Consider the following 20,653-nt stretch of genomic DNA (forward strand, 5'->3'; position numbering starts at 1 on the left):
GCGTTCTCAGACGATGGAGCTGCCGCCGAAGGGATTGCGGCCGGGGATCTCGGGGAAGCCCCCGAAGTTCGCAAGGTTGCCGAACTTCGCAGCGCAGGTGGCGGCGCGCAGATCGCAGCCCGGGGCGATGTCGACGAGGACCGGGATCGGTGTGCCGGTTTCCGGGTCGATCTCCGGCGCAGCCAGCGCCGCCGCCAGTTCCGGCATCGGGCGCGACAGCATGAGACTGGCCCCGGCGTGGCCGGTGATGAACCCGAGCTGCGCGCCGAACCTGAGCACACCGCCCCGGTACCAGCCGGCGGGCTCAGCCGACGCCTCAGGGATCGTCAGGCTCGAGGCGTTGCCGGATACAGCCGTCACCGTGCCGGTCAGCCAGTAGAGCGCGATGTCGAGGCCGCAGCCGCGCCCATAGAGCGCGTGTCGGCAAAGCCGCTGGTACTTAGCCCGCACTCCCGCGCGTCGCAGCGTGCTGAAGATCGACTCCGCCTGCAGAAGGATGCGCTGCCCCTCGGCCTCGGCGCCCACCACGCGGCCCTTCCAATGCGCGACCGTCTCCCCCAGCACCTGCTCGTGGCCACGGAAGATCGTCAGCGTCACGGGCGTGTTGCCCAAGGGACCGAGGAAGCGCCGCGCGAAAGGATGCGAGAGCGGCCAGGTCAGTTCCAACCGCCCGCGCTCGATCTCGCTCGTCTGCACCACATCGCCATGGGCCACGGCGGCAGGCTCCCAGGTGATCGTATCCCCGCCGCTGCCCGCGCTGGTCCAGGCAGTGGCGCGGCTGGTGAAACGCCAGACCTGATCGCCTTCCACGAACTGGTAGAGGAAATAGGGTCGGCCCTCGGCGACCGAGGCTTCGATGCTGGCATAGGTCATGCGGGCACCTCGACGACAGGCAGCGTGACCTCGCTCGCCACAGCGCCATGCTGGATCTCGACGCGGTCGGCATCCGCGCGCATCGCGGTCAGGAAATGCACCCTCGTCGTGAGCGAAACCGGCTCGCCGAGGTTCGAGGACAGCGTCAGCCGGTGATCCGCGCCCTCGGCGATGGCGGCTGTGATCGTCCGGAAGCGCAGTGCGGTCGGCATTTCCAGCAGGATCGCGCGGCCAACATAGGCCTGGAGCGACGCGACCGGCGCCACGCGCATCAGCGTGGATCCAGAGGTCATGGCTGCGCGCAACTGCAGCTCGCGCCCCCAGGTCGGCAGCCAGAAGCTGGCCTGCCGCCCGCGAAGCGACCAGAGCCAGCGGCGCAGGGAATGGCGTGCGAAGGGGCCTTGCGCCTTCAGCGTGATCGTCTCGCTCCGCTCGAAGACGTCGCCCAGCGGCTCGACCACAACCGGGCCGAAGCCAGTGTCGACGTATTCGACCGCGCGGCGCAGGCTGGCGCTGAGCGGGCGGCGCACAAGGCTCGGGTCGGTCTGGACCGGACGGCCGAGATAGGTCGGCAGCACCGGTGCCACCAAATCTGGCGCATCGCGCAGAAGGAAGCTGGCGGTGACCGTGCCATCTCCCTGCCTGCGGCGGGTAACCTCGATGGCCGAGGTCAGCACGCCTGCGCGGATCGGCGCGACCGTGATGCGCGGCGCGGCCACCGCTGGACTGGGCAGTTGCAGCCCCAGAGGCTCCGCCAGGATCAGCCGGTCGGCCAGAACGCTGGCGATGGACACGGCCGCCGCCTCACGGCCATCGACCGTGATCGCTACCAGTTCCCCGCTGCGAAAATCCGAGAGCCCCGTATCGAGCAGGATCTCGGTCGCGCCTTGCGCCAGATCGGCATTGGGCTGCAGCGCCATGTGCCAGAGCGGCACATGCCAGTCTCCGGCAAACCCGGCACGGGCGAGTTCCGCGGCGCGCGCCATCCCCAGCGCATCCAGCCTGTGCCGAAAGGTGACGATCTCGCGCGGGCGGGGCCGGAGCCCGATGCGCTGTTCGCCCGCGCGCGATGTCAGCACATCGGTGCGCCATTCCAGCACCTCGGTGATCTCCTGCGCCGCCGGGAAGGACCAGAGTGGCAATTCAGGCATTCAGCGCACTCCTGTTGCGGCGGATGACGTTCAGGATGGCCCGCTCACCCGAGCGCGTGGCGAGGTAGTCGCCGACCACAGACGGGTCGAGCACGTTGATGATGCGCGTCGACATGTCCTGCGCGGGTTGGGCGGGCGTGCTGTTCATCTCGACCCCGAGCCGCCCGTCGCGCCCGCGCCGGAGCGGCAGGATCGCCTCGGGCCCGGCCTCGCCCATCAGCCCGATGCCGCGGGAGAACGGGAACACCGTCGGCCGGTTGACCACACCGCCGCGCGCGAAGGCCGTCAGTTCCTGGCCACCTGCAAATGCACCGCCCTTGGCGAAGCCGAACAGGCTCGCGAAGAAACCACCACCGCCGCCCATGCCCGAGAAGGCCCGCATCAGTGCATTCTCGATCGGCTTGAACGCCAGCTCGATCAGCCGGTTCGCAAGGTTCTGGGCAATCCGCGAGATGGCGCTGGCAAAGGTCTCCCAGGTGAACTCACCCGACTGCAGCGCTTCCTTGATGGGACCGACAATGTCCTGCGCGAGGCCTTGCGCGATCTCGCGCGAGCGTTCCTGTGCCGCGCGCACTGCCGCGGCCGTGGCCTCCCAGGCACCCCGTGCCGTATCGGCCGCCTCACGCAACGCCTGACCCGCACCGCGACCGGCCCCGCCTGCGCGGCCCGCAGCCTCACCCGTGGCCTCAAGCGACTCTCCCAGCCCCTCAGCGGCCGTCCGCGCGCCGTTCAGCGCAGCCTCCGCGCCGAGACCGCTGCCCGTCACCGCCTGGCGCAGGGCGTCAATGGACTCGAGCGGTGCTGTCGCCGCTTCCGCCACACCAGCCATCGTCGCACGCAGGGCCTCGGCTTGGCCGCGCGCTTCCTCGGCATAGGCACCCAGCCCGAGGTCTGGCATGGTGATCGGTTCAGCATTGAACGCCGCCTGAAACGCCGCACGCGCCTCGGCACCGGCCTCAGTCGCCGACCCAGCGAAGGGGTTATCGATCCGGCCGAGTTCCAGATTGCCGATCAGCGAAATCCGCCGCTCGATCCCCAGCGCCTCGAGCCCGCCGTTGATCCCTTCGAGGAAGCCGTTGATGCGCTCGCCGACGCCATTCAGCATCGCCTCTACGCCCGCGATCAGCGCGTTCGCCGCCTGGAACGCAAAATCCCCGATCGCCGCGGGCAGTGCGCCCCAGAGCACCTTGATCGCATCGAGCGCCCCCTGGAAGGTGTTCAGCGCCCCGTTCCCGAAACCGACCACGGCTTGCAGCGAGGTCTGCAGCGCCTCGGCGATGGCGGCCTTGATATCGGCCCAACTCGCCATGATCGCGAGACCCATGGCGACAGCGCCGAGCTTCATGCGCTCCCAGACCTCGCGGGCAAGATCGCCCAGAAGGGAGAGCGCGTTGCCGAAGCCGCCCGCACCGCGCACCAACTGACCGAACCAATAGATCAGCTCGCCCGCGCCCACGATGAGCGCACCGATCCCGGTGCGGATGATCGCCCCGCGCAGGAGCGTCAGCGCGCCCGCGAGGCTGATTGTGGCGACCTGCGCCGCGACAAACCCCGCAACCCAGCGCGCGGCCATGAATCCCGCGAAGGCGATGCCGATTGCCGCCAGCCGCTCCATGTTGTCGGCGAGCCCGATCAGTGCCGCAGCCAGCGTCGATGAGGCGCCGACCATCTGATCCCAGGTGCCGACCAGTTGCAGCGCGGCATTGCCGATCAGCGTGAACGCATCGCCGATGGTCGCCGGCATGCTGTCGGCTTCCTCGCGCAGCAGCTCGAGATTGCCGATCAGGGCGGTTCGGATCACTTCGCCGGTGATCCCGCCCTGCTGGCCCAGCCTGCGCAGGCCGGAGACAGTGGTACCAAGCTCGGCCGCCAGAAGCTCGGCGAGCCGCCCGCCGTTCTGGATGACCGTGTTGAGGTTGTCCCCGCTGAGGGTGCCAAGCGCCATCGCGCGCGAGAGGGCCGTCTGCACCGAGGCCGCGCGTTCCGCCCGCGCGCCGGACACCACCATGGCGTTGTTCAGCGCCTCCGTGAAATCCAGCGACTCCGCCGTGGTCAGCCCCAGTTCGCGCAGCGCCGTGGCATTGGCCAGCCAGGACTCTGTGGTCTGGCCGAGGCTCGAGTAGGTCCGCCGCGCCATGGTGGCGAGCCGTTCCATGACGGCCGCGCCCGCCTCCTGGCTGCCGGTCGCGAGATCGACACGCGAGCGGAGGTCGGTCCATTGGTCGGCATAGGCCACGAGCTGCCGCGTGCTGATCGCGGCGCCGAGGATCCCCATGACGCGGCGCACCACGGTGCCGGTGATGTCGGCCTGCCGCTCGATCCGCTTGAAATTGCGCTCGCCCGCATCGCCGATCCCCTGGAATTCGGCCTTCACCTGCCTGCCGCCCTCGGCGACGAGGCGGACGGAAACGCGTTTCTGGGCCATGGATCAGGATTCCTGACGAGCGGGACGTGGAATGCGGGGCGGGTTCATCAGCCGCGGGACAGAGACGCCCGGTCATCAGCCGTGCTCTGTTCATTGAACTTGCGAACCATCACGGCCTCGATCACCGGCAGGCTTTCCGCCGCGATCAGCGGGTTGACCCCGAGCGCCTGTGCCATGGCCAGCACCGCGGTCATGTCCCAGCCCAGAACCACAGTCCCGTCGGCGCTGGATGCGACGCGCAGTTGTCCCATCAGTCGCTGCGCCAGATCCCAGACCTGCCAGCCTTCCGGGGTTTCCGGCTGGTTCAGCCGCGCCGGGCATTCCGGGCAAGGCCCTTGGCAGGCTTGGCAGTAGCGATCGCCCCCGCCGAGCCACCATTCGGCAAGGGCGCAGAGACGTTTTTTTCCTGCTCCAGCAGCAGCCATTTCGCGACATAGGCGGACTGGAAGGCATCAAAGGCGGGCCAGATATCGAGGAGCGCGTCGATCCCCTCGGGCGTCACCGGGACCGGGTTGCCCTCGGCATCGCCGACACCCTCCCAATCCAGCACTGCGCGCCGCGCCACGGCCTTGGCCATGATCATCGACAGTTCCTCAGGCCCGGCCTCGGGCGGCAATGCCTGGATCGCCGCATCGTTGCGCGCCGAGACCATCAGCGCGGTGGTCAGCGGCCGCAGCTGCAGCCGCACGCCCGGCAGCAGATCGAGCCAGCGTGGCGCATTGGTGAGATCAAGTGTCAGCATCAATAGGTCTCCCGTTCGTTCACCAGCGTGACCGTGCACATGCGCCCCGTCACCGGATCCTTCGCCGCCTGCCAGTCGAAGCTCGCCTGCACGCCCTGCGGCCCGGAAATCTCGATGCGCGGGCGCGGCAGGTAGACGGCATGTGCCACCAGCGTCAGGCTCTCGCCCGAGGTCAGCACGTAGGCGAAGGTCATGTCACAGGGCTCGCCATTGATCGCCTGGTTGACCAAGAGCTGATCTGCAAAGCGCACCTCGATCCGGCCGGTGAGCGCAGCCATGCCCGGGTCCGCGCCATCGATGCGGCCATCCGAGCGGATCGTCTCGATCCGGTCGAGCGTGTTGGCATAGGTGATCTCGGCCGAGACGATGTTGCCAAGCGGCTGGCCATTGCGCGTGATCGCACCGTTGAAATGGCCGAAGCGCTGCAGGTCGATCTCGGCCAGCGTGCCTGCGGCGGAGGTCGTGGCGATGGCCTCGCCCTGCGCGACCAGGCTTGCCGTCGCGGTCAGCAGGCCCGAGCGCTGCATCTGCCAGCTGAGCGTGTCGATCATGCAGCCCGAATACATCGCGAAGCGCGGCACCTCGGGCATGCCGGTCTCGATGGACATCGAGGGCAGCACCCAGCTGCCCGAGCGGAACTCGTGGCTGTAAGGCGCGGCGGTGCCGGTGGTGATCGGCTGTCCGAAGGCGGCCTTCAGCCAGAAGCCGAAGGCCTCCGCATCTATCGGCACGACGACATTGCCATCGGCCGTCAGCGCGTCCTTGATCGGCGCCAGCGGATCGCGTCCGTAACCGAGCAGTTCGCTGTTCAGGAGCGGCTGCTCTGCCCCCAGCGTCGCGCTGGCGAATGGCATCCGCGTGAAGCCGCTCGCGGGCGGCGTGCCATAGGTCGTCTCGAACGCAAGCGCCATCTGCGCCCGCGCCCCCTGGGCTCGTGCCATGGTGTTCTCCTCGGGTTGTCGGGATCAGCCGAGCGGATCGGCCGTGGAATAGTGAAGCACCACCGGGATCACGGCGGCCTTCAGGCTAGCCGCGCCTTCGACGGGCAGATCGACGGGGCGCGGCGCTTCCGCCTCGATCCAGTCGCACCGGCCGCCGAGCGTGCGGTCGGCGGCAATCGTCGCACCCACGCTGGCGCAGAGCGTATCGAAGGCAGCGTCACGATTGGCACCCTGCACGACGGCCTCGATCTCGGCACGGTGCTGGTAGTGATAGGCCAGCGGCGACAGCGTCACCTCCGGCTCTCCAGGCTCGCCGTCGCGGAGGATCAGAAGGCCGGCAGCCGGCACGCGCTCGGGCAGCACCTCGCCGCGCAGGGCGGTGGCGGGCAGCGCTGAGAGCCGCTGGTGCAGTGCGGCGAGGATGGTTTCGCGGGGGGTGGGCATCAGTTTCTACCGCGCTGATGAGGAGTCGGCATTGTGGACTCGGCGAGTATAGGGTAGCCCCCTATGCTATGAGTCACACTGTCCAGAACAAATCCAAACTTCTCGCCAGAGTCCGCCGCCTGAAGGGGCAGATGGAGGCGATCGAACGGGCGCTGGAGGCGGAAGTCTCCTGCGCCGAAATCCTGAACCTCGCCGCCTCGGTCCGCGGGGCGACGAACGGCCTCGTCGTTGAACTCCTCGAGGATCACCTCCGCAACCACGTCGTTGATGTCGAAGGCGACGCGCAGCGGAAGGCCGGGGCGGACGAACTGATCGAAGTCATGAGAAGGCACCTGAAATGAGCCCGAACGCCGCCGCACCGCACGACCACGTCTTCCTCGGCGAGAACCATGCGCGCAATGAACGCCGCACCTGGCTGGTGATCGCGCTGACCGCGACCATGATGGTCGCGGAGATCACCGCCGGCACGATCTACGGGTCCATGGCGCTGCTGGCCGACGGCTGGCACATGTCCACCCATGCCTCGGCGCTTCTGATCACGGCGCTCGCCTATCGCTTCGCCCGCAAGCACGCGCGCAACCCCCGCTTCACCTTCGGCACCGGAAAGCTCGGCGATCTCGCCGCCTTCGGTAGTGCGACCGTCCTTGCTATCGTCGCACTGCTGATCGGTTGGGAAAGCCTTGTCCGCCTGCGCAGTCCGGTCCCGATCAGCTTCGACGAGGCGATCTTCGTCGCCGTGATCGGCCTCGTGGTGAACCTTGTCAGCGCCCGGCTGCTCAAGGACGACCACAGCCACCACCACGGCCATGCTCCTCACCATGCGCATGATCATGACCATGATCACGATCATGACCACGGGGCGGCAGCGACCCGCGGAGGAGACCGCGACAACAACCTGCGTGCCGCCTACCTGCACGTTCTCGCAGATGCGCTGACATCCGTTCTTGCCATCGCAGCCCTGCTCGCGGGCCGCAGCTATGGCTGGGTCTGGCTCGACCCGGTGATCGGCATCGTCGGCGCCCTCGTCATCCTGAGCTGGTCGTGGGGACTGCTGCGCGACAGCGGATCGGTTCTCATGGACTATCTGCCCGACCACGACGATCTTCCGGCCGAAGTGCGCGCCGCCATCGAAAGCGAGCATGACGAGATCGTCGATCTTCATGTCTGGCAACTCGGGCCGGGGCATCACGGTGCCATCATCGCGCTGAAATCCTCGCGCCCTGAACCGGTCGCGGCCTATCGTGCGCGGCTGCAGCACATCGACGAGCTGTCTCACGTGACCGTGGAAATCCATCCCGCCTGAGGTGCGAGGCTTCTCCTGAGCCTCGTGATCCTGGCCAACTCTCCTGTGCCGATGACCTCGTCTCGCGGCCGCCGATAATCCCTGAAAGGTAGCTGCGATGCCGACCATGTCACCGCTGATGAAGATCGCCACCGGAAGCATCGTGGTCGGCATCGTCGTGCTGGCGCTGAAGACCCTCGCATGGTGGATGACCGGCTCGATCGCGCTGCTGTCCGATGCGCTCGAAAGTATGGTGAACGTCGCGACCGCCATTGCAGCGCTCATTGCGATCCGCCTCGCTTCACGACCCGCGGACGCCAATCACCCCTATGGCCACCACAAGGCGGAATTGTTCAGCGCGATCCTGGAAGGCGTGATGATCATCATCGCTGCGCTGCTGATCATGCGCGAGGCCTATCACGGGTTTCTCGCGCCGCGCATGCTGGACGCGCCACTCGAAGGCCTGCTGGTGAACGGCCTGGCCAGCGTGATCAATGCCTTCTGGTGCTGGATGCTGATCACGCAAGGACGCAAGCGGCGGTCGCCTGCGCTGGTTGCGGATGGCCGTCACCTTTTCACGGACGTCATCTCCTCTGTCGGCGTGACCTTCGGGGTCCTTGTGGCGATCCTGTCCGGGTGGGCCATTCTCGACCCTTTGATGGCGGTGATCGTGGCGATCAACATCCTCTGGTCCGGCTGGAGGGTGATGCGGGAGTCTCTCAGTGGTCTGCTGGACGAGGCCATCCCGGATGTGACACTCGCGCAGGTGCGCGAAACCATCTCGCGGGAAGCCGAAGGCGCTGTCGAGGCGCATGACCTTCGCACGCGCCATGCCGGCCAGGCCTCGTTCATCGAGTTCCACCTCATCGTCCCCGGCGAGATGACGGTGAACGCCGCGCACGACATCTGCGACCGGATCGAAGCGGCATTGAAGGAGATCCTGGAGGGCTGCGTCGTCACCATCCACGTCGAGCCGGAGCGCAAGGCAAAGCGGTCGGGTATCGTGGTTCTCTAAGGTAGCCCGCGCGCCGCCAGGTGTCCGCAGGAACGCAGGGTCCTGCGCGCTGACTTCCTTCGCCTGTGTTCAGTTTCCCGCCACGACCAGTTTCAGATTTTCACCTCCACCCAGTTTGCCGCGATCAGCCCCGGCACCGCGTCACGCGCTCGCTCTGCATCGCGCGCCAGGTTCAGCCGCTTCGGCAGCTTGACCTGCGGCACCAGCAGGAAGATTGGCGCTGTGACGAGGCCACGCCCGGTTTTCGACCGTGAGGCCACCGCGCGGCCCTTCGTGTTCAGCCGCCCCTCGGCGACCAGCAGGCTCGGCCCCGCCTGCCGATAGATGAACCGCAGCCGGAGGCCCGTGCGGCGTTCCCACTCGCCTGGTGTGATCCGCCCGCCGCGCCGTGACGTGCCCGCAGCGGGAGTGGGAATGGCCAGCCAGAACCCGTTCCTTGAGCGGATCAACGGGCCAGTGTCATGGGCGTTGACGATGACCGGCGCCTTCGACCAGACCAGCGCGGCTGCGTTCAGGCTAGGCCTGCCTTTCGGGAACTGCTCGGAGCGGATGGTCCGGGCAAGGCGCGGCCCGAGCCCTGCGCCGGTGATCTGTGCGCGCCAGGCATCCTTGAGACCGGTCCCGGCAATCCGCATCGCCGTGCTCACGGCCTTCTCGCCTGCCTTCACCTCGGCATCGAGCAGGCTGGCAACATCGCCAACGATGTCGATGCCGAGTTTCACGCGGGCCTCAGATCGACGGTCCAGACCAGCCGCTCGCGATCACGGACAGGCTCGCCCTCGATGAGGAAGGCGTCCCCCTCGATCTCGATCCGGTCGCCGGGACGTGGAGCCGAAACCTCGGCCATGCGCAGGTCGATCCGAGTGGTTTCGGACCAGATCCGCGTATCGCCGAAGTCGGTGACCGCATCGGCACGTCGGGCCACGGTGCGCACCAGCACCGGCGCGCCGCCGTCGGCGATGTAAACCGCGTCACGCCCGACGTTCGGATCGGCAAAGAGCGCGTCGAGCGCGATCGCGAGTGCACTCATCACGTCCGCCGCGCGCTGCGCAGCACCTGCGGGCGGGTGCAGATCGGCAAAGGATTGCTCTCGATCTCGAGGCGCACCCATTCGTCCCGGTCACGGTCCGGAATCATGCGCGCGTAGAGCGGCAGGCCGAGCGTGTTCACCGTCTCGAAGGTGTCGGCCGGGGCGTAGTAGATCTCGAAGAGGCCCTCGACCCCCTCGGGATAGAAGTAGGCCTTGTCGGTCGGCACGCCGAAGCCGAGGCCGCCCCGGTAGCGGCGGAAGGTGATGCCGCCGAAGCTGACCTCCTCGCCCACGCGCCCGCGCAGATCGGCGGCGGCGGCGGTATTCAGGTAGGTCTCGCGCACCTCCTTGTGGGCGACCAGATCGGCGAAGAAGGCCGAGCCGCATTCGGCGCGCAGCTGGACCTGACCGGCGGCCAGCCCGCCAAGGCTGTCCTCGACGCTTTCGATCAGCGCCTGGCAACGCTTGCGCAGCGCACCCGAAGCGGGGCTCGCGTTGTCAAGGTCGAAGTCGACCTCGGTGGCGGGCGTGATGCCGAACTCGGTGAAGTAGTTCACCACCGTCGCCCCGTCCTTCGGATCCTTCACCACGCCTTGGATGCCGTTGAAGAGGTGGAATTCGAAGGTGGCCTCGGCGTCGTTCCTGAGCCGCCCCAGCTTGCGGGCCACCTCGGTCTGCACCTGCTGGGTGGCGGTTTCCGATCCGTGGTCGCGGATTCCCTGGATTTCCGAGGCCCAGAGCACATCCTGCTTCTTGAACTGCCGGACGACAAAGGCGCGCATCTCGCGGCGTTCCGGCACCTGTTGTTCATAGGCTGAACCGCGCTCGGAGAACGGGATCAGCTGCAGCGTGCCGTCCCGGCTCTCGATCACCACGGTGCGCGAACGCACGCCGCGCGGCCCGAAGAGGTTCGCGCCCGAGAGGATCGCGGGCTTGAAGGGGATGTTCTCCAGCGCGCGGGTCAGTTCGATGAGCGAGAAGGCATCGGCCTCAAAAATGTCCATGGTCGCCATGGGGGTTTCCTTTCGATGGAGAGATCAGCGCAGGAGGATGCCGAGCGCAGTCAGCGCTGCGGTGGCGGCGGCGATCTGCGGTTCCGTTGCACCCTCGGGCCAGACGAGCTCGTAGCGGTTGACGATGGCCGGGCCGCGCAGGACCACGACGGCGGTGGCATCGGCGGCCGTCGCGTCGGCCGGGCCCCAGAGAATGCCGGCGGCGTTCTGGCTGCCGTTCGACGCGGCCGGGGTGAGTTGCGTGAACTTCCCGCCCGTGGTGATCTTGCCCAGCACCGTGCCGGGCTCGAGCTTGCCCGCGCCGGAGGCGAGGGTGACGGTGTCACGGGTGTAGTCGCGCGAGGTTTCCCAGACGAGGAAGCCGCCCGCATGTCTGCCTTCGGTCAGCGTGGTCATGGAAGATCATCCTTTCAGCTTGAAGGTGCGTGCGATCACGTCGCCCCAGGGACGGGCGGTGGGTGTGGGCCCGGGTTGCGGGTGATGGGGGCTGATCTGCGCCTCCGCCTCGGCCCTCGCCGCAAGAAGGCTGCAGCGAACCGCATCGAGGCTGGCATCCTGTTCGAGGAAACGCCCGGCCATCTGCGGCTGTCCCGCAAGGCGGCAGAGGTCGATCACGGCGCGGGCATGGGCGATGGCGTCACGCCGGATGGCGGTTGGATCGATGCCTGTCGCCACAGGGTCGGGAGTCGGCGGTATGCCCGGCTCAGGCTTGGGTTCACATGGGATCGCGGGAGCATCGTCGCCGATCTCGTCGCCTATGACATCCTCGGCGGTCTCATTGCCGTCCTGATCGCTCTCAGAAGCCGGATCGGCGATGGCTTCTGCCAGCGCGGGCGGCGCGTTGCGGAACCGCGCGATGTCGAAGCTGGCTGCAATCCGCACCGGTTCGATCATGCGGGTGGCAAGCCCGGCCTCCAGGGCCGCTCCCGCATCGAACCAGGTCTCGGCCGCCATCAGGGCCGCGATCTCCTCTTCGGTGCGTCCGGACCTTGCCGCATAGCCTCGGACCATGCCGCCCGCGATCTTGTCCATGGTGTCGGCCATCTCGCGCATGTCGGCGGCGGTGCCCATGACCAGCCCCGAAGGGTCGTGGATCATCAGAAAGGCATTCTCGGGCATGACGATCTCGTCACCCGCCATGGCCACATAGGAGGCCGCCGAGGCGGCTACGCCGTCGATCCAGACGGTGATCGTGCCGTCATGCCGCTGCAGGGCATTGTAGATCGCCACCGCATCGAAGACCGAGCCGCCCGGGCTGTTGAGGCGCAGGTCGATCGGCACCCCGTCCGGCAGTGCGCCGAGTTCCGCGAGAAATCCCTTGGCACTGACGCCATAGGCGCCGATCTCGTCATAGATCAGCACTTCCGCGCCTGTGCCCCGGGCGCGGATCGTGTACCAGCTTTTCATCCTGTCACTCCTGTTCGGATTGCGCGTCCGCGTCGGGCCCATCTGTTCCCGGATCGGGCAGCCTTGAGGGCGTGGCCCGCGCGCCTTGCGTCTCGCCGGGGCTGGTCCGGTAGCGGAGGCCCAATTCGGCCGACCGCCGGGCGTCGGCGGCGTTCTCGCGGTCGACCTCCTCGACATCGTAGCCCGTGGCCTCGACCACCTTGCGCCGCGAGGTGATGCCCGCCTCCATTGCCAGCACCTGCGCCTGGATGTCCTTCAACGGATCGACCCAGTCCCATCGGGGCGGGATCCACTGCGCGGCCCTGAACCGGCTGGGCGCGGCCGCAAACCCTGGCAGATCGAGCGCCCCCGCCAGCACTGCGGTTTCCATCCAGCGTGCCCAGATCGGGCGGCAGAACTGGTGCACGATGACACCATGCTGCAATTGGCCGATGCGACGGCGGAATTCGACCAGTTCGGCCCGAAGGCTCGAATAGTTCGCCTGCCGAACATCGCCGGTGACCAGATGATAGGGCAGTCCCAGAGAGGCCGAGACGGCGAGCAGTGTGCGGTACTGGAACGCCTCGTAACCCCCGCCCACATCGGCGGGGCTCGAGAACTTCACATCCTCTCCCGGCAGCAGGACCTGCATCGTGCCGGGCTCAAGGCTTGCAATTGCGGCACCCTCGGGGTCGGCCGCCCCTTCACCCATCATCGGCTCTTCCGGCGCCGTCTTGGTGATGAAGCCCGCGAACATCGCCGCGGTCTTCTTCCGGTCGAGTTCGGCATCATCGTACTGGTCGAGCAGGAACAGCCGCACCATGGCAGGCGCCACATGCGGCAGGCCCCGGATCTGGCCCGCATCGATGGGCCGGTAGATGTGCAGGACGTCCCCGGCCGGCACGCGGACAGTATCCGGCACCGCCACCCGCTGGTCCGTGCTGTCACCCGGATGGCGGCGGCGGAAGTGATAGGCCACACGGCGACCGATACCGTCGAATTCGATCCCGCAGCGGATGCGGTTGCCGGAGGGCAGCACTTCCGTCTTCTCGAAGGGCAGCATCTCCGACTGCAGCAACTGCATCTGCATGGGCACCATAAGCCCGTCCTCGGGCCGACGCGTGCGCAGCCGGACGAAGCACTCGCCTGCCACGAACATCTCGCGCGCAACCATGGCCTGCAGGCCGAAGAAGTCGGTCAGCGCGTCCGCGTCGGCCTCGTCCGTCCAGGCCAGCCAGAGCTTCTGGACATGGTCGCGAAGGCCCGCATCCTCGATCAGAGAGGACGGCTTGATCCCGTCACCGACAAGGTTTGCCGCAAAGGCCTCGCAGGCGTTCGCCGCATAGCCGTTGGTGACCACCAGTTCGCGGGCACGGGCCAGAAGACGCGGACCACCCGAGGCAACCAGCGCGTTGATGTTCTCGAGCGGCGGATTCCAGCCCTTGAGCCGTCGCCGCGCCATGGCCCCTTCGAGCCGGGCGCGCACAGCTGCAGGGCCGCCGGTCGCACCGCCAGCGATGGGCCCGCGGCGGAACCTGTCAAACAGACCCATGCTCAGAGCCCCTTGTCTATCACGACACGGACCTGCCGCACGATCCTTCGCCCTTCGGCTGAAGCGATCTCGCGATCCAGCGCCTCCATGGCCCGGTCGATCTCCGCCACGGAGCGGTAATCCACCGTCTTTCCGTCATAGCTGACCCGGGCCACGCCCGAGGCGCGCTGTGCGGCCAGCGCCTCGCGGCGGGCGCGAAGTTCCGTGATTGTCGCCATGACGGCCCACCTCTATCCTGCCCGTGACCCGTCCTGACCAGGCCCGCCATGACCGACCGGATTGCCCGCCTTCGCATCGAACTGCTGCATCTCGAGCCCTGCATCTGGCGTGAGCTCGAGGTCAGACTGACCACCAACCTCCGCGCCCTGCACGAAGTCATCCAGGCGGTGATGCCGTGGGAGAACTACCATCTCTATGACTTCCGGGTCGGCGACCGGGTCTATGGCGAGCCCGATCCCGAGGACGCGGTCTGGGGCCGCAAGGTCTATCAGGCCAAGGGCATGCGCCTCGGCACGCTGATCGATCGCGGCGTCACCGAGTTCCTCTACACCTACGATTTCGGGGACGACTGGCAGCACCGCGTGCTGGTCGAACACGTCGGCGCGGCCGATCCTGATACTGACTATCCGCTGTTCATCGCGGGCGAGCGCACCGCGCCGCCCGAGGACGTCGGCGGTCCACCCGGCTTCATGGATTTCCTCGAAGCCATCGCGAACCGCCGCCATCCGCAGCACAAGGACATGGTCCGCTGGTATGGCGGTCCCTTCAACCCGGTCGACTTCGGCGAGCCCGAGATCGCGGCCCGCGTTCGTGATCTCGCCGCCCGGCGCAAGGTCTCCCTCGACGCCTTCGCGCGCAGTCGCACGCTGCGACAACAATAGTTCCGAAGGTCAGCCCATATAGGTTGAGCGCACCGTCCGGCGCCGCGGACCCTGTGGCATCCGAGGAAGACCCGAGGGCGTCGGTCCGCTCTCGGCGCGCATCGCGTTCCGGTCCGGGAACTGCCGTTCCAGATCCTGCCATCGGGCTTCCGGCCAGCGATCCGCGCCCGCGATCCAGGCGGCGGCGCGGGCATAGACCCGGCAGTCCAGCGCCTCGTTCCGCTCGCGCAGCTTCTGCCATTCCAGCCGGGCGAAGCCGCGCTTGGTGCGCACCGTCACCAGCTGCTCGGCCACAAACTGCTTCAGCCATTCGTTCTCGACCCAATGCGGCAGATGCACCGATCCCGGCGGAAACGCGGCCCCTTCCGCCAGGTCTTCCTCGGTTGGACGTTCCAGCCGCAGGAAGCGATAGGTCTCGGCCTTGAAGGTCGACACCGCCACGGTCCAGAGCCGCGCGCCGCGCCGCAGGCGTTTCCCGCCCTCGGTCGCATCGACGAAGGTCGGCCCCGATACCGGGCTCGAGCGGTTGAACCCTTCGACGCCCTTGACTGGCGACACCTGTCCAAACCCCTGCGCCCGCGACCAGGAATAGACCGCTGGGGCCTCGTAGCCCGTGTCAATGGCCAGCCGTGCGATGCGCAGATGCGCGCCACGTTCATGTGGCCAGGACCGGTCCAGCAGCGCAGTCAGTTCCGACCACGCGTCATGCCGGTCCGGCCCGCCCTCGATGACGACGTGATCGACAAGCCAGCTTTCCAGCCCTCGGCCCCACGCCCAGACATCGACCTCGATCCGGTCTTTCTGCACGTCGGCCCCGGCAGTCAGGAACAGCCCGCCCGCAGGCACCGTGCCGGATGTCCAGCGCTCGCGCCGGTCGTAGAGCCGCTGCCAGTCCGGCGCCTCCCCGGTCTCGACCCATGTCTCGCCGAGGATCGTGTTGCGGAACGCCTTGATCGCTTCATCCGACCCTTGTGCAGCGTCCCAAGCCCGCACGATCCGCTCCCAGCTCAGCCAGCCGATCGGCGAATAGAGCGCGGAGAGGTGATACCCGACCGTGGTCGGATCGGCGGCCGTGGCGGTCGCCCGCCATTCGCCGCTCTCCAGCATCGCCGTCTTGTGGTGCTCCGCGATTGCCGCGTCGCAGCCCTCGCAGTGATACTCCGCTGTCTCCGGGCGGCCTTTCTGCCAGCGCAGCCGGTCGAACTTCAGCCACTGCATCGCACCGCAATGCGGGCACGGCACGAAGAACCGCCGCTGGTCGCTGGCATCGTATTCCCGCTCAATCCGCGACAGCCCCCGGATCGTCGGGGTCGAAACCAGCAGCACCTTGCGCCGGTGGGCGAAGGTCAGCGACCGCGCTTCCGCCAGCGTCACCGGATCGCCTTCCTCGTCGGCGGAGGCGGGATAGGCGTCGACCTCGTCGAGGAAGATGTACCGCGCCGGGGTGGACCGCAGTCCGACCGCCGAGTTCGCGCCCGTCATGATCAGGATGCCGCCCGCGAACTCCTTGGACAGCATGGTGTTGCCCGCGTCGCGGGATCGGGCGGGCTTCACCCGCTCCCGCAGTTCCGGGCTCTCGTCGATCAGCGGGTCGATCCGCTGCCGCGAGTTGCGTTTCGCCAGTTCCACGGTCGGTTGGACCGCCAGCATCGGGCCCGGCGCCTGGTGGATGGCAAAGCCGATCCAGTTGTTGCCCGCCTCGGTCGCGCCGACCTGCGCGGCCTTCATGAACACGATCCGCTGCGTGGGATCGCCCGGCGACAGCCGGTCCATGATCTCGCGCATGTAGGGCGTGCGCACCGTACGATACCGCCCGGGTTCGGCCGAGGCGCGGCCCGAAAGCATCCGGTGCCGGTCCGCCCATTCCGAAACGGTCAGGTCGGGGTCTGGCCGCAGCCCGTTGCCCCAGGCGCGCAGGATCTCGCCCGCGCCGTCGAACTCCGTCAGCGCGTCATCTTCACCGGAAGTCGGGCCGGACCTCGGCGAGTTCGTCGAGGTGGGCGCGTACATGTTTCTCCAGCACCTTCTGCATCGCGGCTGGCTCCACGGTGATCTGCTGGCCCGACGCGTCGCGGCACGAGGCCGAAAGCTCGGCCGCCATCAGCGCCGCGGCGCGTGCAGGCCAGTTCACCCACGCGTCCCGTTCCTCCCGCGCCAGCCGGAACACCAGCGCCAGCGCGCGGGCGCGCTCGATCAACTCCCCCTTCAGCTTTTGCAGACGGATGCGCCGCTCCTGCGCCTTCAGCACCTCGTTCGCCGTCTTGGCCTGCAGGAAGGTCGTGCCGCCGCCCACCGTCGGGACAGCCAGCCCCTGTTCGCGCAGCGTGTCGCCGACGGCGGCCACCGCCGCCTCGGGGACGGGCTTCAGCTTCGGCGCGGGTGGCTTTCGCGTCTTCGACGGGTCCGTCGTCTCGGCACGCCGGGCGTCGCTGGCGGCCGCGTTGATGCTGCCGTCCGGATAGAGGACCAGCCGCTCGGCCGTCTTCGCCTTCTGGATCGCACCCCGCGACAGCCCGACATGCGCGGCGTACTGGCGCTCGCTCATGCCTTGCATCGACAGCTCCGATTACCATTCAAGATCATGTGCTTATCGAGTTGATAAGCTTCGCGGACAGAGGGAACGTGTCTCCAGAAGGACGATGCAACTCACCACGGAGCCACCCCGATGACCCGCCGCGCGACCGACAACACGAAAGCCCTCGACGCCTTCATCGCCGCGAAGACGGAGATCGACGCGATGCTGGAGCGGCTCGCCGCGCTGAGCGCGGACCATTTCGAGACCAGCCCCGACGAGATCAACTGGGGCCATGTCGGCACCCTGAACCATTACCGCGCCAAGCTGCGCGAGATCACCGACATGGCCTTCAACGAAGGCGAACACGCCGAGTGAGACGACCCGCTCCCGGTCCCGCCCGCCGACTGGCGGGCTCAGCCTCGTAGAAGGGCCCGCATGCCGCGCGCCCCGATACGGGAGACGACGATGACCCAGCTTTCCGACACCCAAGCCCTGATCCTGAGCGCCGCCGCACAGCGCCCCGAGCACATCGCCCTGCCGTTGCCCGAGAGCCTGCGCGGCGGAGCCGCCGCCAAGGTGGTCGGCGCAATGCTCGCCAAGGGCTTCCTCGAAGAAGTCGACGCCGACACGCGCAAGGGCGAGCCAATCTGGCGCGAGACCGGCGGCGGCCACGGCGTCACGCTGGTCGCCACCGACGCAGGCCTCGCCGCCATCGGGATCGAGCCCGAGGACGCGAACGCCGCACCCACGGGCGCGAGGGACGCGCCGACCGAGGAGCCCGCGCCGGACACCCCCACCGAACCGAAAGCTGCGCCCAAGACGCGCACGCCGCGCGAGGGCACCAAGCAGGCCACGCTGATCGCCATGCTGCGCGCGCCGGACGGCGCGACCATCGAGGAGATCATGGCCGCGACGGACTGGCAGTCGCACACGGTGCGCGGCGCGATGGCCGGGGTGCTCAAGAAGAAGCTCGGGCTCGAGGTAACCTCGGAGAAGGTGGAAGGGCGCGGCAGGGTCTACCGGCTTCCCGCCGCCTGACACACCCGACCACTACCACTTTATAACCGCCGTCCCTCTGGGGCGGCGGTCGATCATCTGGCGATCCGCATCCGGATCGCATTCACCCTTGTGCCACCGTCAGCCGATCAGCGCTTTCTGCAAAGCCGGCACGTCTTCGAGGACCTGATCCACGAAAGCAGCGACCCGAGGTGTCCTTCGCAGGTCGGGTGCCGTCAGCAGATACCAACTCCGTGTGAGCTCCTCGACAGGTGGAAGAACCTGGATCAGCACGTCTTCGGCATCCCCAAGGGTCGTCGGTAGCGGCGCGATCCCGACGCCAGCCTTCACGGCCGAGAGCGTCCCGAGCATGCTGTTGTTGCGGCTGACGATGCGGGCATTCGGTACTGCAACCGGAAGCCATTTCGCCACCCGGTGGTTTTCCATGATCCCGTCGAAGCCGAGCAGCGCATGGTCAGCCAGATCAGCAATGCTCGTCGGGCGGCCGCGTTGCTGGACATAGCTCTTGCTGGCATAGATCGCCCAGATCGAATCGCAGATCTTTCGGCCCACGAGCGTGTCGTCCACGGGCTCGCCGGACCGGAACGCGACGTCCGCCTCACCCTTGCTCAGGTCGAGGTACCGGTCGCTGGTCACGAACTCCACCTGAAGCCCGGGATAGCGCTCATGGAACCGGTCCAGCAGCCCCGTCGCGACGATCCGCGGTACGGTCGGCTCCGGGCAGGTGAGGCGCACGACTCCCTTCAGGTCGTGCTTCAACGCCCGGATTTGCTGTTCAAGCGTGTGAACGGCCGTTTCTACGGCAAGCACATGATCGATCAGCGCCTCTCCAAGTTCGGTCAGTCGATAGCCGCTGGGATGGCGCTTCATCAGCGTCAGACCGATGGCTTTCTCCAGCTCCAGCAGGCGGCGGTGGACCGTCGACTGGTTCACGCCGAGCGTCTTCGCGGCGGCGAGGGTGCTTCCCTGCCGCGACACGGCGATCAAATGGCGCAGATCTTCCCAGTCGAACATTCTTCCGTTATGCATTTTTGCCGCGCGTTTCGCCAGAGTTGCTGCTGCCGCTGTCGCGGGCCCGCTGATAGCCTGACCACAGAGATGGAGGCTGACATGCACGAGAGAACCGATGTCGAAACCATGACCGCCGGCTTGACGGTCGGCGTGACCCGCAGCGCACAGGACAACGGCATGGCCAAGCTGACGCCGCTACACCGAGAGGTAGTAACGGGGCTGCCAAGGTCCGCAGAACAGGAGGTGCGCGTGCTGTTCGCGACCCTGATGCCGGGCGATGTCACCCCTTACCATTCCCATCGGTTCCCGGTGACGGTCTACATGATCGAGGGCGCATTCACGCTCGAGCTGGACGATCGGGAGCCGGTCGTGATCGAGGCGGGACAAGCCTTCGTCGAGCCTGCTGGCGTGAACATGACGGGTCGAAACAGGGGCGATGCTCCCGCGCGCATGGCCCTGTTCTATGTCTGCGAGCCCGACGCGCCGTTCGCCGACCCGGTGAACCGGGATGCAGGAGCGCACTGAACGGTTAGGCCGATGACCAGGCCTCAGCCTTCCTTTGGCAAAGACTTGGTCCTCGGAATTCGAGGCGAGGATGACCGAACCCGGATAGCCTCGAACACCCGCCGCAGGGCGAAGGACCGTGCAATGCTTACCAAGGTGAACACCGCGCCCATCTTCAGGTTCTGCGCCAGCGTCGTATGCAGCCCGAAAACCGGGAAGATCACGATCTGCGTGACCACCGCGACTCCGTAGCCGACGATCACGTTGGCGACGGACTCGACCAGCGACATGAGGCGGGATTGCTTCATGTCGCCGCCTCATCCATCGGCCAGCAGTTCAACTGCCAGAGTTCGCAGCGCATGCGCCGCAACCAGCGGGACCACGCCGTTGCCACAGAGGCGAAGCCGGTCCACCCGGTGGGCCAGCCCATCAGCGCCTCGACGAACAGCGGGTTCAAGGTCCGGCGCGTATCTGAGGTATCGCGCCCAGTCATCGGCGTCACCAGGACCTGGCGGCCAAGCAGGCCGTTCACCGGGGTGTTGGCAAGGCTCGTCGCCCCGTCCTTGTGATCGCGCGCCGTCGGCGTCATCCACATCCCGGCTGCATGGGTCAGGTCTGCTGTCCGCCGGTTGCCCGCGCTCGGCTTGCATCCGTCGTTCGCCATCGGCGTCGGCCAGTCCCGCGCCATCCGGTCCAGACCCTTCTCGTCGCGCCTGTCGCCACCCCGGCTGCGGAAGCTGTCGATCTGCGGCGTCGGCCAAAGTGCTGCCGTCGTCGCCAGGTTCATCCCGTGCTGGCCTGCTTCCTGCGATGGCGTCGGCTTCGTCTGCCGGTTCTCGTTGGCGCTGGCCCTCGGCGTCGGCCAGAGGCG

General features: G+C 67.6%; 26 protein-coding genes. 7 read left to right on the top strand and 19 right to left on the bottom strand.

From position 1 onward, the window contains the following. Positions 1–6: 6 nt before the first annotated feature. The 7 genes from G3572_RS04480 to G3572_RS04510 are packed head-to-tail and all read right to left on the bottom strand — an operon-like array spanning position 7 to position 6,576. The gene (locus G3572_RS04480; protein WP_164609443.1) at positions 7–873 is read right to left on the bottom strand and encodes a phage BR0599 family protein; all 867 of its coding nucleotides are present in this window, start codon (positions 871–873) and stop codon (positions 7–9) included. Beyond that, on the bottom strand, positions 870–2,024 hold the full coding sequence (locus G3572_RS04485; protein WP_164609444.1) for a hypothetical protein: 1,155 nt from the start codon (positions 2,022–2,024) through the stop codon (positions 870–872). The genes G3572_RS04480 and G3572_RS04485 overlap by 4 nt, the downstream gene beginning before the upstream one ends. Next, on the bottom strand, positions 2,017–4,449 hold the full coding sequence (locus G3572_RS04490) for a tape measure protein (RefSeq protein ID WP_164609445.1): 2,433 nt from the start codon (positions 4,447–4,449) through the stop codon (positions 2,017–2,019). Before G3572_RS04490 ends, G3572_RS04485 begins: the two co-directional genes overlap by 8 nt. Positions 4,450–4,496: 47 nt before the next feature. Then, positions 4,497–4,700 (bottom strand): DUF7697 family protein, encoded by a 204-nt coding sequence (locus G3572_RS04495; RefSeq protein WP_164609446.1) that lies wholly within the window; start codon positions 4,698–4,700, stop codon positions 4,497–4,499. A 53-nt stretch (positions 4,701–4,753) separates the two neighbouring features. After that, positions 4,754–5,191, bottom strand: coding sequence for a phage-derived protein YdaY family protein (locus G3572_RS04500; protein ID WP_164609447.1), 438 nt, complete (start codon positions 5,189–5,191; stop codon positions 4,754–4,756). Beyond that, on the bottom strand, positions 5,191–6,132 hold the full coding sequence (locus G3572_RS04505; protein WP_164609448.1) for a phage tail tube protein: 942 nt from the start codon (positions 6,130–6,132) through the stop codon (positions 5,191–5,193). The genes G3572_RS04500 and G3572_RS04505 overlap by 1 nt, the downstream gene beginning before the upstream one ends. A gap of 24 nt (positions 6,133–6,156) precedes the next feature. After that, positions 6,157–6,576: an acyl-CoA transferase gene (locus G3572_RS04510; RefSeq protein ID WP_164609449.1), complete on the bottom strand. Its 420-nt coding sequence runs from the start codon at positions 6,574–6,576 to the stop codon at positions 6,157–6,159. 131 nt (positions 6,577–6,707) lie between these two features. On the opposite strand from G3572_RS04510, the gene G3572_RS04515 reads away from it, so the two are divergent. The 3 genes from G3572_RS04515 to G3572_RS04525 all read left to right on the top strand — a co-directional run bounded on the left by G3572_RS04515 (position 6,708) and on the right by G3572_RS04525 (position 8,873). After that, entirely contained in the window at positions 6,708–6,917 is a 210-nt protein-coding gene (locus G3572_RS04515; protein ID WP_370693061.1) for a metal-sensing transcriptional repressor, read from the top strand. Continuing rightward, positions 6,914–7,879 carry a CDF family Co(II)/Ni(II) efflux transporter DmeF gene (dmeF, locus tag G3572_RS04520; RefSeq protein ID WP_164609451.1) on the top strand — a complete coding sequence of 322 codons (966 nt, stop codon included), beginning with the start codon at positions 6,914–6,916 and terminating at the stop codon, positions 7,877–7,879. Before G3572_RS04515 ends, dmeF begins: the two co-directional genes overlap by 4 nt. Positions 7,880–7,985: 106 nt before the next feature. Beyond that, on the top strand, positions 7,986–8,873 hold the full coding sequence (locus tag G3572_RS04525) for a cation diffusion facilitator family transporter (RefSeq protein WP_164609974.1): 888 nt from the start codon (positions 7,986–7,988) through the stop codon (positions 8,871–8,873). A gap of 92 nt (positions 8,874–8,965) precedes the next feature. Here G3572_RS04525 and G3572_RS04530 read toward each other — a convergent pair whose 3' ends face one another. The 7 genes from G3572_RS04530 to G3572_RS04560 are packed head-to-tail and all read right to left on the bottom strand — an operon-like array spanning position 8,966 to position 14,072. Further along, a complete protein-coding gene (locus tag G3572_RS04530) occupies positions 8,966–9,595 on the bottom strand; it encodes a DUF6441 family protein (RefSeq protein WP_164609452.1) in 630 nt (209 codons plus the stop codon). Continuing rightward, complete coding sequence (locus tag G3572_RS04535; RefSeq protein WP_164609453.1) at positions 9,592–9,903, bottom strand: head-tail joining protein; 312 nt, start codon at positions 9,901–9,903, stop codon at positions 9,592–9,594. The genes G3572_RS04530 and G3572_RS04535 overlap by 4 nt, the downstream gene beginning before the upstream one ends. Further along, positions 9,903–10,916: a major capsid protein gene (locus G3572_RS04540; protein WP_045681588.1), complete on the bottom strand. Its 1,014-nt coding sequence runs from the start codon at positions 10,914–10,916 to the stop codon at positions 9,903–9,905. The genes G3572_RS04535 and G3572_RS04540 overlap by 1 nt, the downstream gene beginning before the upstream one ends. Before the next feature lie 24 nt (positions 10,917–10,940). Beyond that, positions 10,941–11,312: a head decoration protein gene (locus G3572_RS04545; RefSeq protein WP_164609454.1), complete on the bottom strand. Its 372-nt coding sequence runs from the start codon at positions 11,310–11,312 to the stop codon at positions 10,941–10,943. A 6-nt stretch (positions 11,313–11,318) separates the two neighbouring features. Next, positions 11,319–12,323 carry a head maturation protease, ClpP-related gene (locus G3572_RS04550; RefSeq protein ID WP_164609455.1) on the bottom strand — a complete coding sequence of 335 codons (1,005 nt, stop codon included), beginning with the start codon at positions 12,321–12,323 and terminating at the stop codon, positions 11,319–11,321. Positions 12,324–12,327: 4 nt separating this feature from the next. Then, positions 12,328–13,854, bottom strand: a complete 1,527-nt coding sequence (locus G3572_RS04555; RefSeq protein WP_164609456.1) for a phage portal protein — start codon at positions 13,852–13,854, stop codon at positions 12,328–12,330. Between the two features lie 2 nt (positions 13,855–13,856). Next, positions 13,857–14,072: a phage head-tail joining protein gene (locus tag G3572_RS04560; RefSeq protein WP_045681590.1), complete on the bottom strand. Its 216-nt coding sequence runs from the start codon at positions 14,070–14,072 to the stop codon at positions 13,857–13,859. Positions 14,073–14,120: 48 nt separating this feature from the next. Between G3572_RS04560 and G3572_RS04565 the strand changes: the two genes are divergently transcribed. Continuing rightward, positions 14,121–14,735: a plasmid pRiA4b ORF-3 family protein gene (locus tag G3572_RS04565; RefSeq protein ID WP_045681592.1), complete on the top strand. Its 615-nt coding sequence runs from the start codon at positions 14,121–14,123 to the stop codon at positions 14,733–14,735. 9 nt (positions 14,736–14,744) lie between these two features. Here the strand turns inward: G3572_RS04565 and G3572_RS04570 are convergent, their stop codons facing one another. Next, a complete protein-coding gene (locus tag G3572_RS04570) occupies positions 14,745–16,745 on the bottom strand; it encodes a phage terminase large subunit family protein (protein ID WP_045681593.1) in 2,001 nt (666 codons plus the stop codon). Next, on the bottom strand, positions 16,693–17,289 hold the full coding sequence (locus G3572_RS04575; protein WP_045681595.1) for a hypothetical protein: 597 nt from the start codon (positions 17,287–17,289) through the stop codon (positions 16,693–16,695). The genes G3572_RS04570 and G3572_RS04575 overlap by 53 nt, the downstream gene beginning before the upstream one ends. A 111-nt stretch (positions 17,290–17,400) precedes the next feature. Between G3572_RS04575 and G3572_RS04580 the strand changes: the two genes are divergently transcribed. Beyond that, entirely contained in the window at positions 17,401–17,625 is a 225-nt protein-coding gene (locus tag G3572_RS04580) for a hypothetical protein (RefSeq protein WP_164609457.1), read from the top strand. A 90-nt stretch (positions 17,626–17,715) separates the two neighbouring features. Continuing rightward, the gene (locus tag G3572_RS04585; RefSeq protein ID WP_164609458.1) at positions 17,716–18,288 is read left to right on the top strand and encodes a DUF3489 domain-containing protein; all 573 of its coding nucleotides are present in this window, start codon (positions 17,716–17,718) and stop codon (positions 18,286–18,288) included. A gap of 99 nt (positions 18,289–18,387) precedes the next feature. Here the strand turns inward: G3572_RS04585 and G3572_RS04590 are convergent, their stop codons facing one another. Next, positions 18,388–19,281, bottom strand: a complete 894-nt coding sequence (locus G3572_RS04590; RefSeq protein ID WP_164609459.1) for a LysR family transcriptional regulator — start codon at positions 19,279–19,281, stop codon at positions 18,388–18,390. A gap of 96 nt (positions 19,282–19,377) precedes the next feature. Between G3572_RS04590 and G3572_RS04595 the strand changes: the two genes are divergently transcribed. Then, the gene (locus G3572_RS04595) at positions 19,378–19,803 is read left to right on the top strand and encodes a cupin domain-containing protein (RefSeq protein WP_164609460.1); all 426 of its coding nucleotides are present in this window, start codon (positions 19,378–19,380) and stop codon (positions 19,801–19,803) included. Positions 19,804–19,826: 23 nt separating this feature from the next. Here G3572_RS04595 and G3572_RS04600 read toward each other — a convergent pair whose 3' ends face one another. Both G3572_RS04600 and G3572_RS22030 read right to left on the bottom strand, forming a co-directional pair. Continuing rightward, positions 19,827–20,090, bottom strand: a complete 264-nt coding sequence (locus tag G3572_RS04600; protein WP_164609461.1) for a DUF7220 family protein — start codon at positions 20,088–20,090, stop codon at positions 19,827–19,829. Next, positions 20,087–20,569, bottom strand: a complete 483-nt coding sequence (locus G3572_RS22030; RefSeq protein ID WP_240335457.1) for a hypothetical protein — start codon at positions 20,567–20,569, stop codon at positions 20,087–20,089. Before G3572_RS22030 ends, G3572_RS04600 begins: the two co-directional genes overlap by 4 nt. Positions 20,570–20,653: the final 84 nt, after the last annotated feature.

Source organism: Pseudotabrizicola algicola (assembly GCF_010915705.1).
GTDB lineage: Bacteria > Pseudomonadota > Alphaproteobacteria > Rhodobacterales > Rhodobacteraceae > Pseudotabrizicola > Pseudotabrizicola algicola.

Bases quoted from the DNA above. Each gene is read 5' to 3' on its own strand.
- G3572_RS04480 (WP_164609443.1), bottom strand. From the start codon at position 873: ATGACCTATGCCAGCATCGAAGCCTCGGTCGCCGAGGGCCGACCCTAT.
- G3572_RS04485 (WP_164609444.1), bottom strand. From the start codon at position 2,024: ATGCCTGAATTGCCACTCTGGTCCTTCCCGGCGGCGCAGGAGATCACC.
- G3572_RS04490 (WP_164609445.1), bottom strand. From the start codon at position 4,449: ATGGCCCAGAAACGCGTTTCCGTCCGCCTCGTCGCCGAGGGCGGCAGG.
- G3572_RS04495 (WP_164609446.1), bottom strand. From the start codon at position 4,700: ATGGGACAACTGCGCGTCGCATCCAGCGCCGACGGGACTGTGGTTCTG.
- G3572_RS04500 (WP_164609447.1), bottom strand. From the start codon at position 5,191: ATGCTGACACTTGATCTCACCAATGCGCCACGCTGGCTCGATCTGCTG.
- G3572_RS04505 (WP_164609448.1), bottom strand. From the start codon at position 6,132: ATGGCACGAGCCCAGGGGGCGCGGGCGCAGATGGCGCTTGCGTTCGAG.
- G3572_RS04510 (WP_164609449.1), bottom strand. From the start codon at position 6,576: ATGCCCACCCCCCGCGAAACCATCCTCGCCGCACTGCACCAGCGGCTC.
- G3572_RS04515 (WP_370693061.1), top strand. From the start codon at position 6,708: ATGGAGGCGATCGAACGGGCGCTGGAGGCGGAAGTCTCCTGCGCCGAA.
- dmeF (WP_164609451.1), top strand. From the start codon at position 6,914: ATGAGCCCGAACGCCGCCGCACCGCACGACCACGTCTTCCTCGGCGAG.
- G3572_RS04525 (WP_164609974.1), top strand. From the start codon at position 7,986: ATGTCACCGCTGATGAAGATCGCCACCGGAAGCATCGTGGTCGGCATC.
- G3572_RS04535 (WP_164609453.1), bottom strand. From the start codon at position 9,903: ATGAGTGCACTCGCGATCGCGCTCGACGCGCTCTTTGCCGATCCGAAC.
- G3572_RS04540 (WP_045681588.1), bottom strand. From the start codon at position 10,916: ATGGCGACCATGGACATTTTTGAGGCCGATGCCTTCTCGCTCATCGAA.
- G3572_RS04545 (WP_164609454.1), bottom strand. From the start codon at position 11,312: ATGACCACGCTGACCGAAGGCAGACATGCGGGCGGCTTCCTCGTCTGG.
- G3572_RS04550 (WP_164609455.1), bottom strand. From the start codon at position 12,323: ATGAAAAGCTGGTACACGATCCGCGCCCGGGGCACAGGCGCGGAAGTG.
- G3572_RS04555 (WP_164609456.1), bottom strand. From the start codon at position 13,854: ATGGGTCTGTTTGACAGGTTCCGCCGCGGGCCCATCGCTGGCGGTGCG.
- G3572_RS04560 (WP_045681590.1), bottom strand. From the start codon at position 14,072: ATGGCGACAATCACGGAACTTCGCGCCCGCCGCGAGGCGCTGGCCGCA.
- G3572_RS04565 (WP_045681592.1), top strand. From the start codon at position 14,121: ATGACCGACCGGATTGCCCGCCTTCGCATCGAACTGCTGCATCTCGAG.
- G3572_RS04570 (WP_045681593.1), bottom strand. From the start codon at position 16,745: ATGTACGCGCCCACCTCGACGAACTCGCCGAGGTCCGGCCCGACTTCC.
- G3572_RS04575 (WP_045681595.1), bottom strand. From the start codon at position 17,289: ATGCAAGGCATGAGCGAGCGCCAGTACGCCGCGCATGTCGGGCTGTCG.
- G3572_RS04580 (WP_164609457.1), top strand. From the start codon at position 17,401: ATGACCCGCCGCGCGACCGACAACACGAAAGCCCTCGACGCCTTCATC.
- G3572_RS04585 (WP_164609458.1), top strand. From the start codon at position 17,716: ATGACCCAGCTTTCCGACACCCAAGCCCTGATCCTGAGCGCCGCCGCA.
- G3572_RS04590 (WP_164609459.1), bottom strand. From the start codon at position 19,281: ATGTTCGACTGGGAAGATCTGCGCCATTTGATCGCCGTGTCGCGGCAG.
- G3572_RS04595 (WP_164609460.1), top strand. From the start codon at position 19,378: ATGCACGAGAGAACCGATGTCGAAACCATGACCGCCGGCTTGACGGTC.
- G3572_RS04600 (WP_164609461.1), bottom strand. From the start codon at position 20,090: ATGAAGCAATCCCGCCTCATGTCGCTGGTCGAGTCCGTCGCCAACGTG.
- G3572_RS22030 (WP_240335457.1), bottom strand. From the start codon at position 20,569: ATGAACCTGGCGACGACGGCAGCACTTTGGCCGACGCCGCAGATCGAC.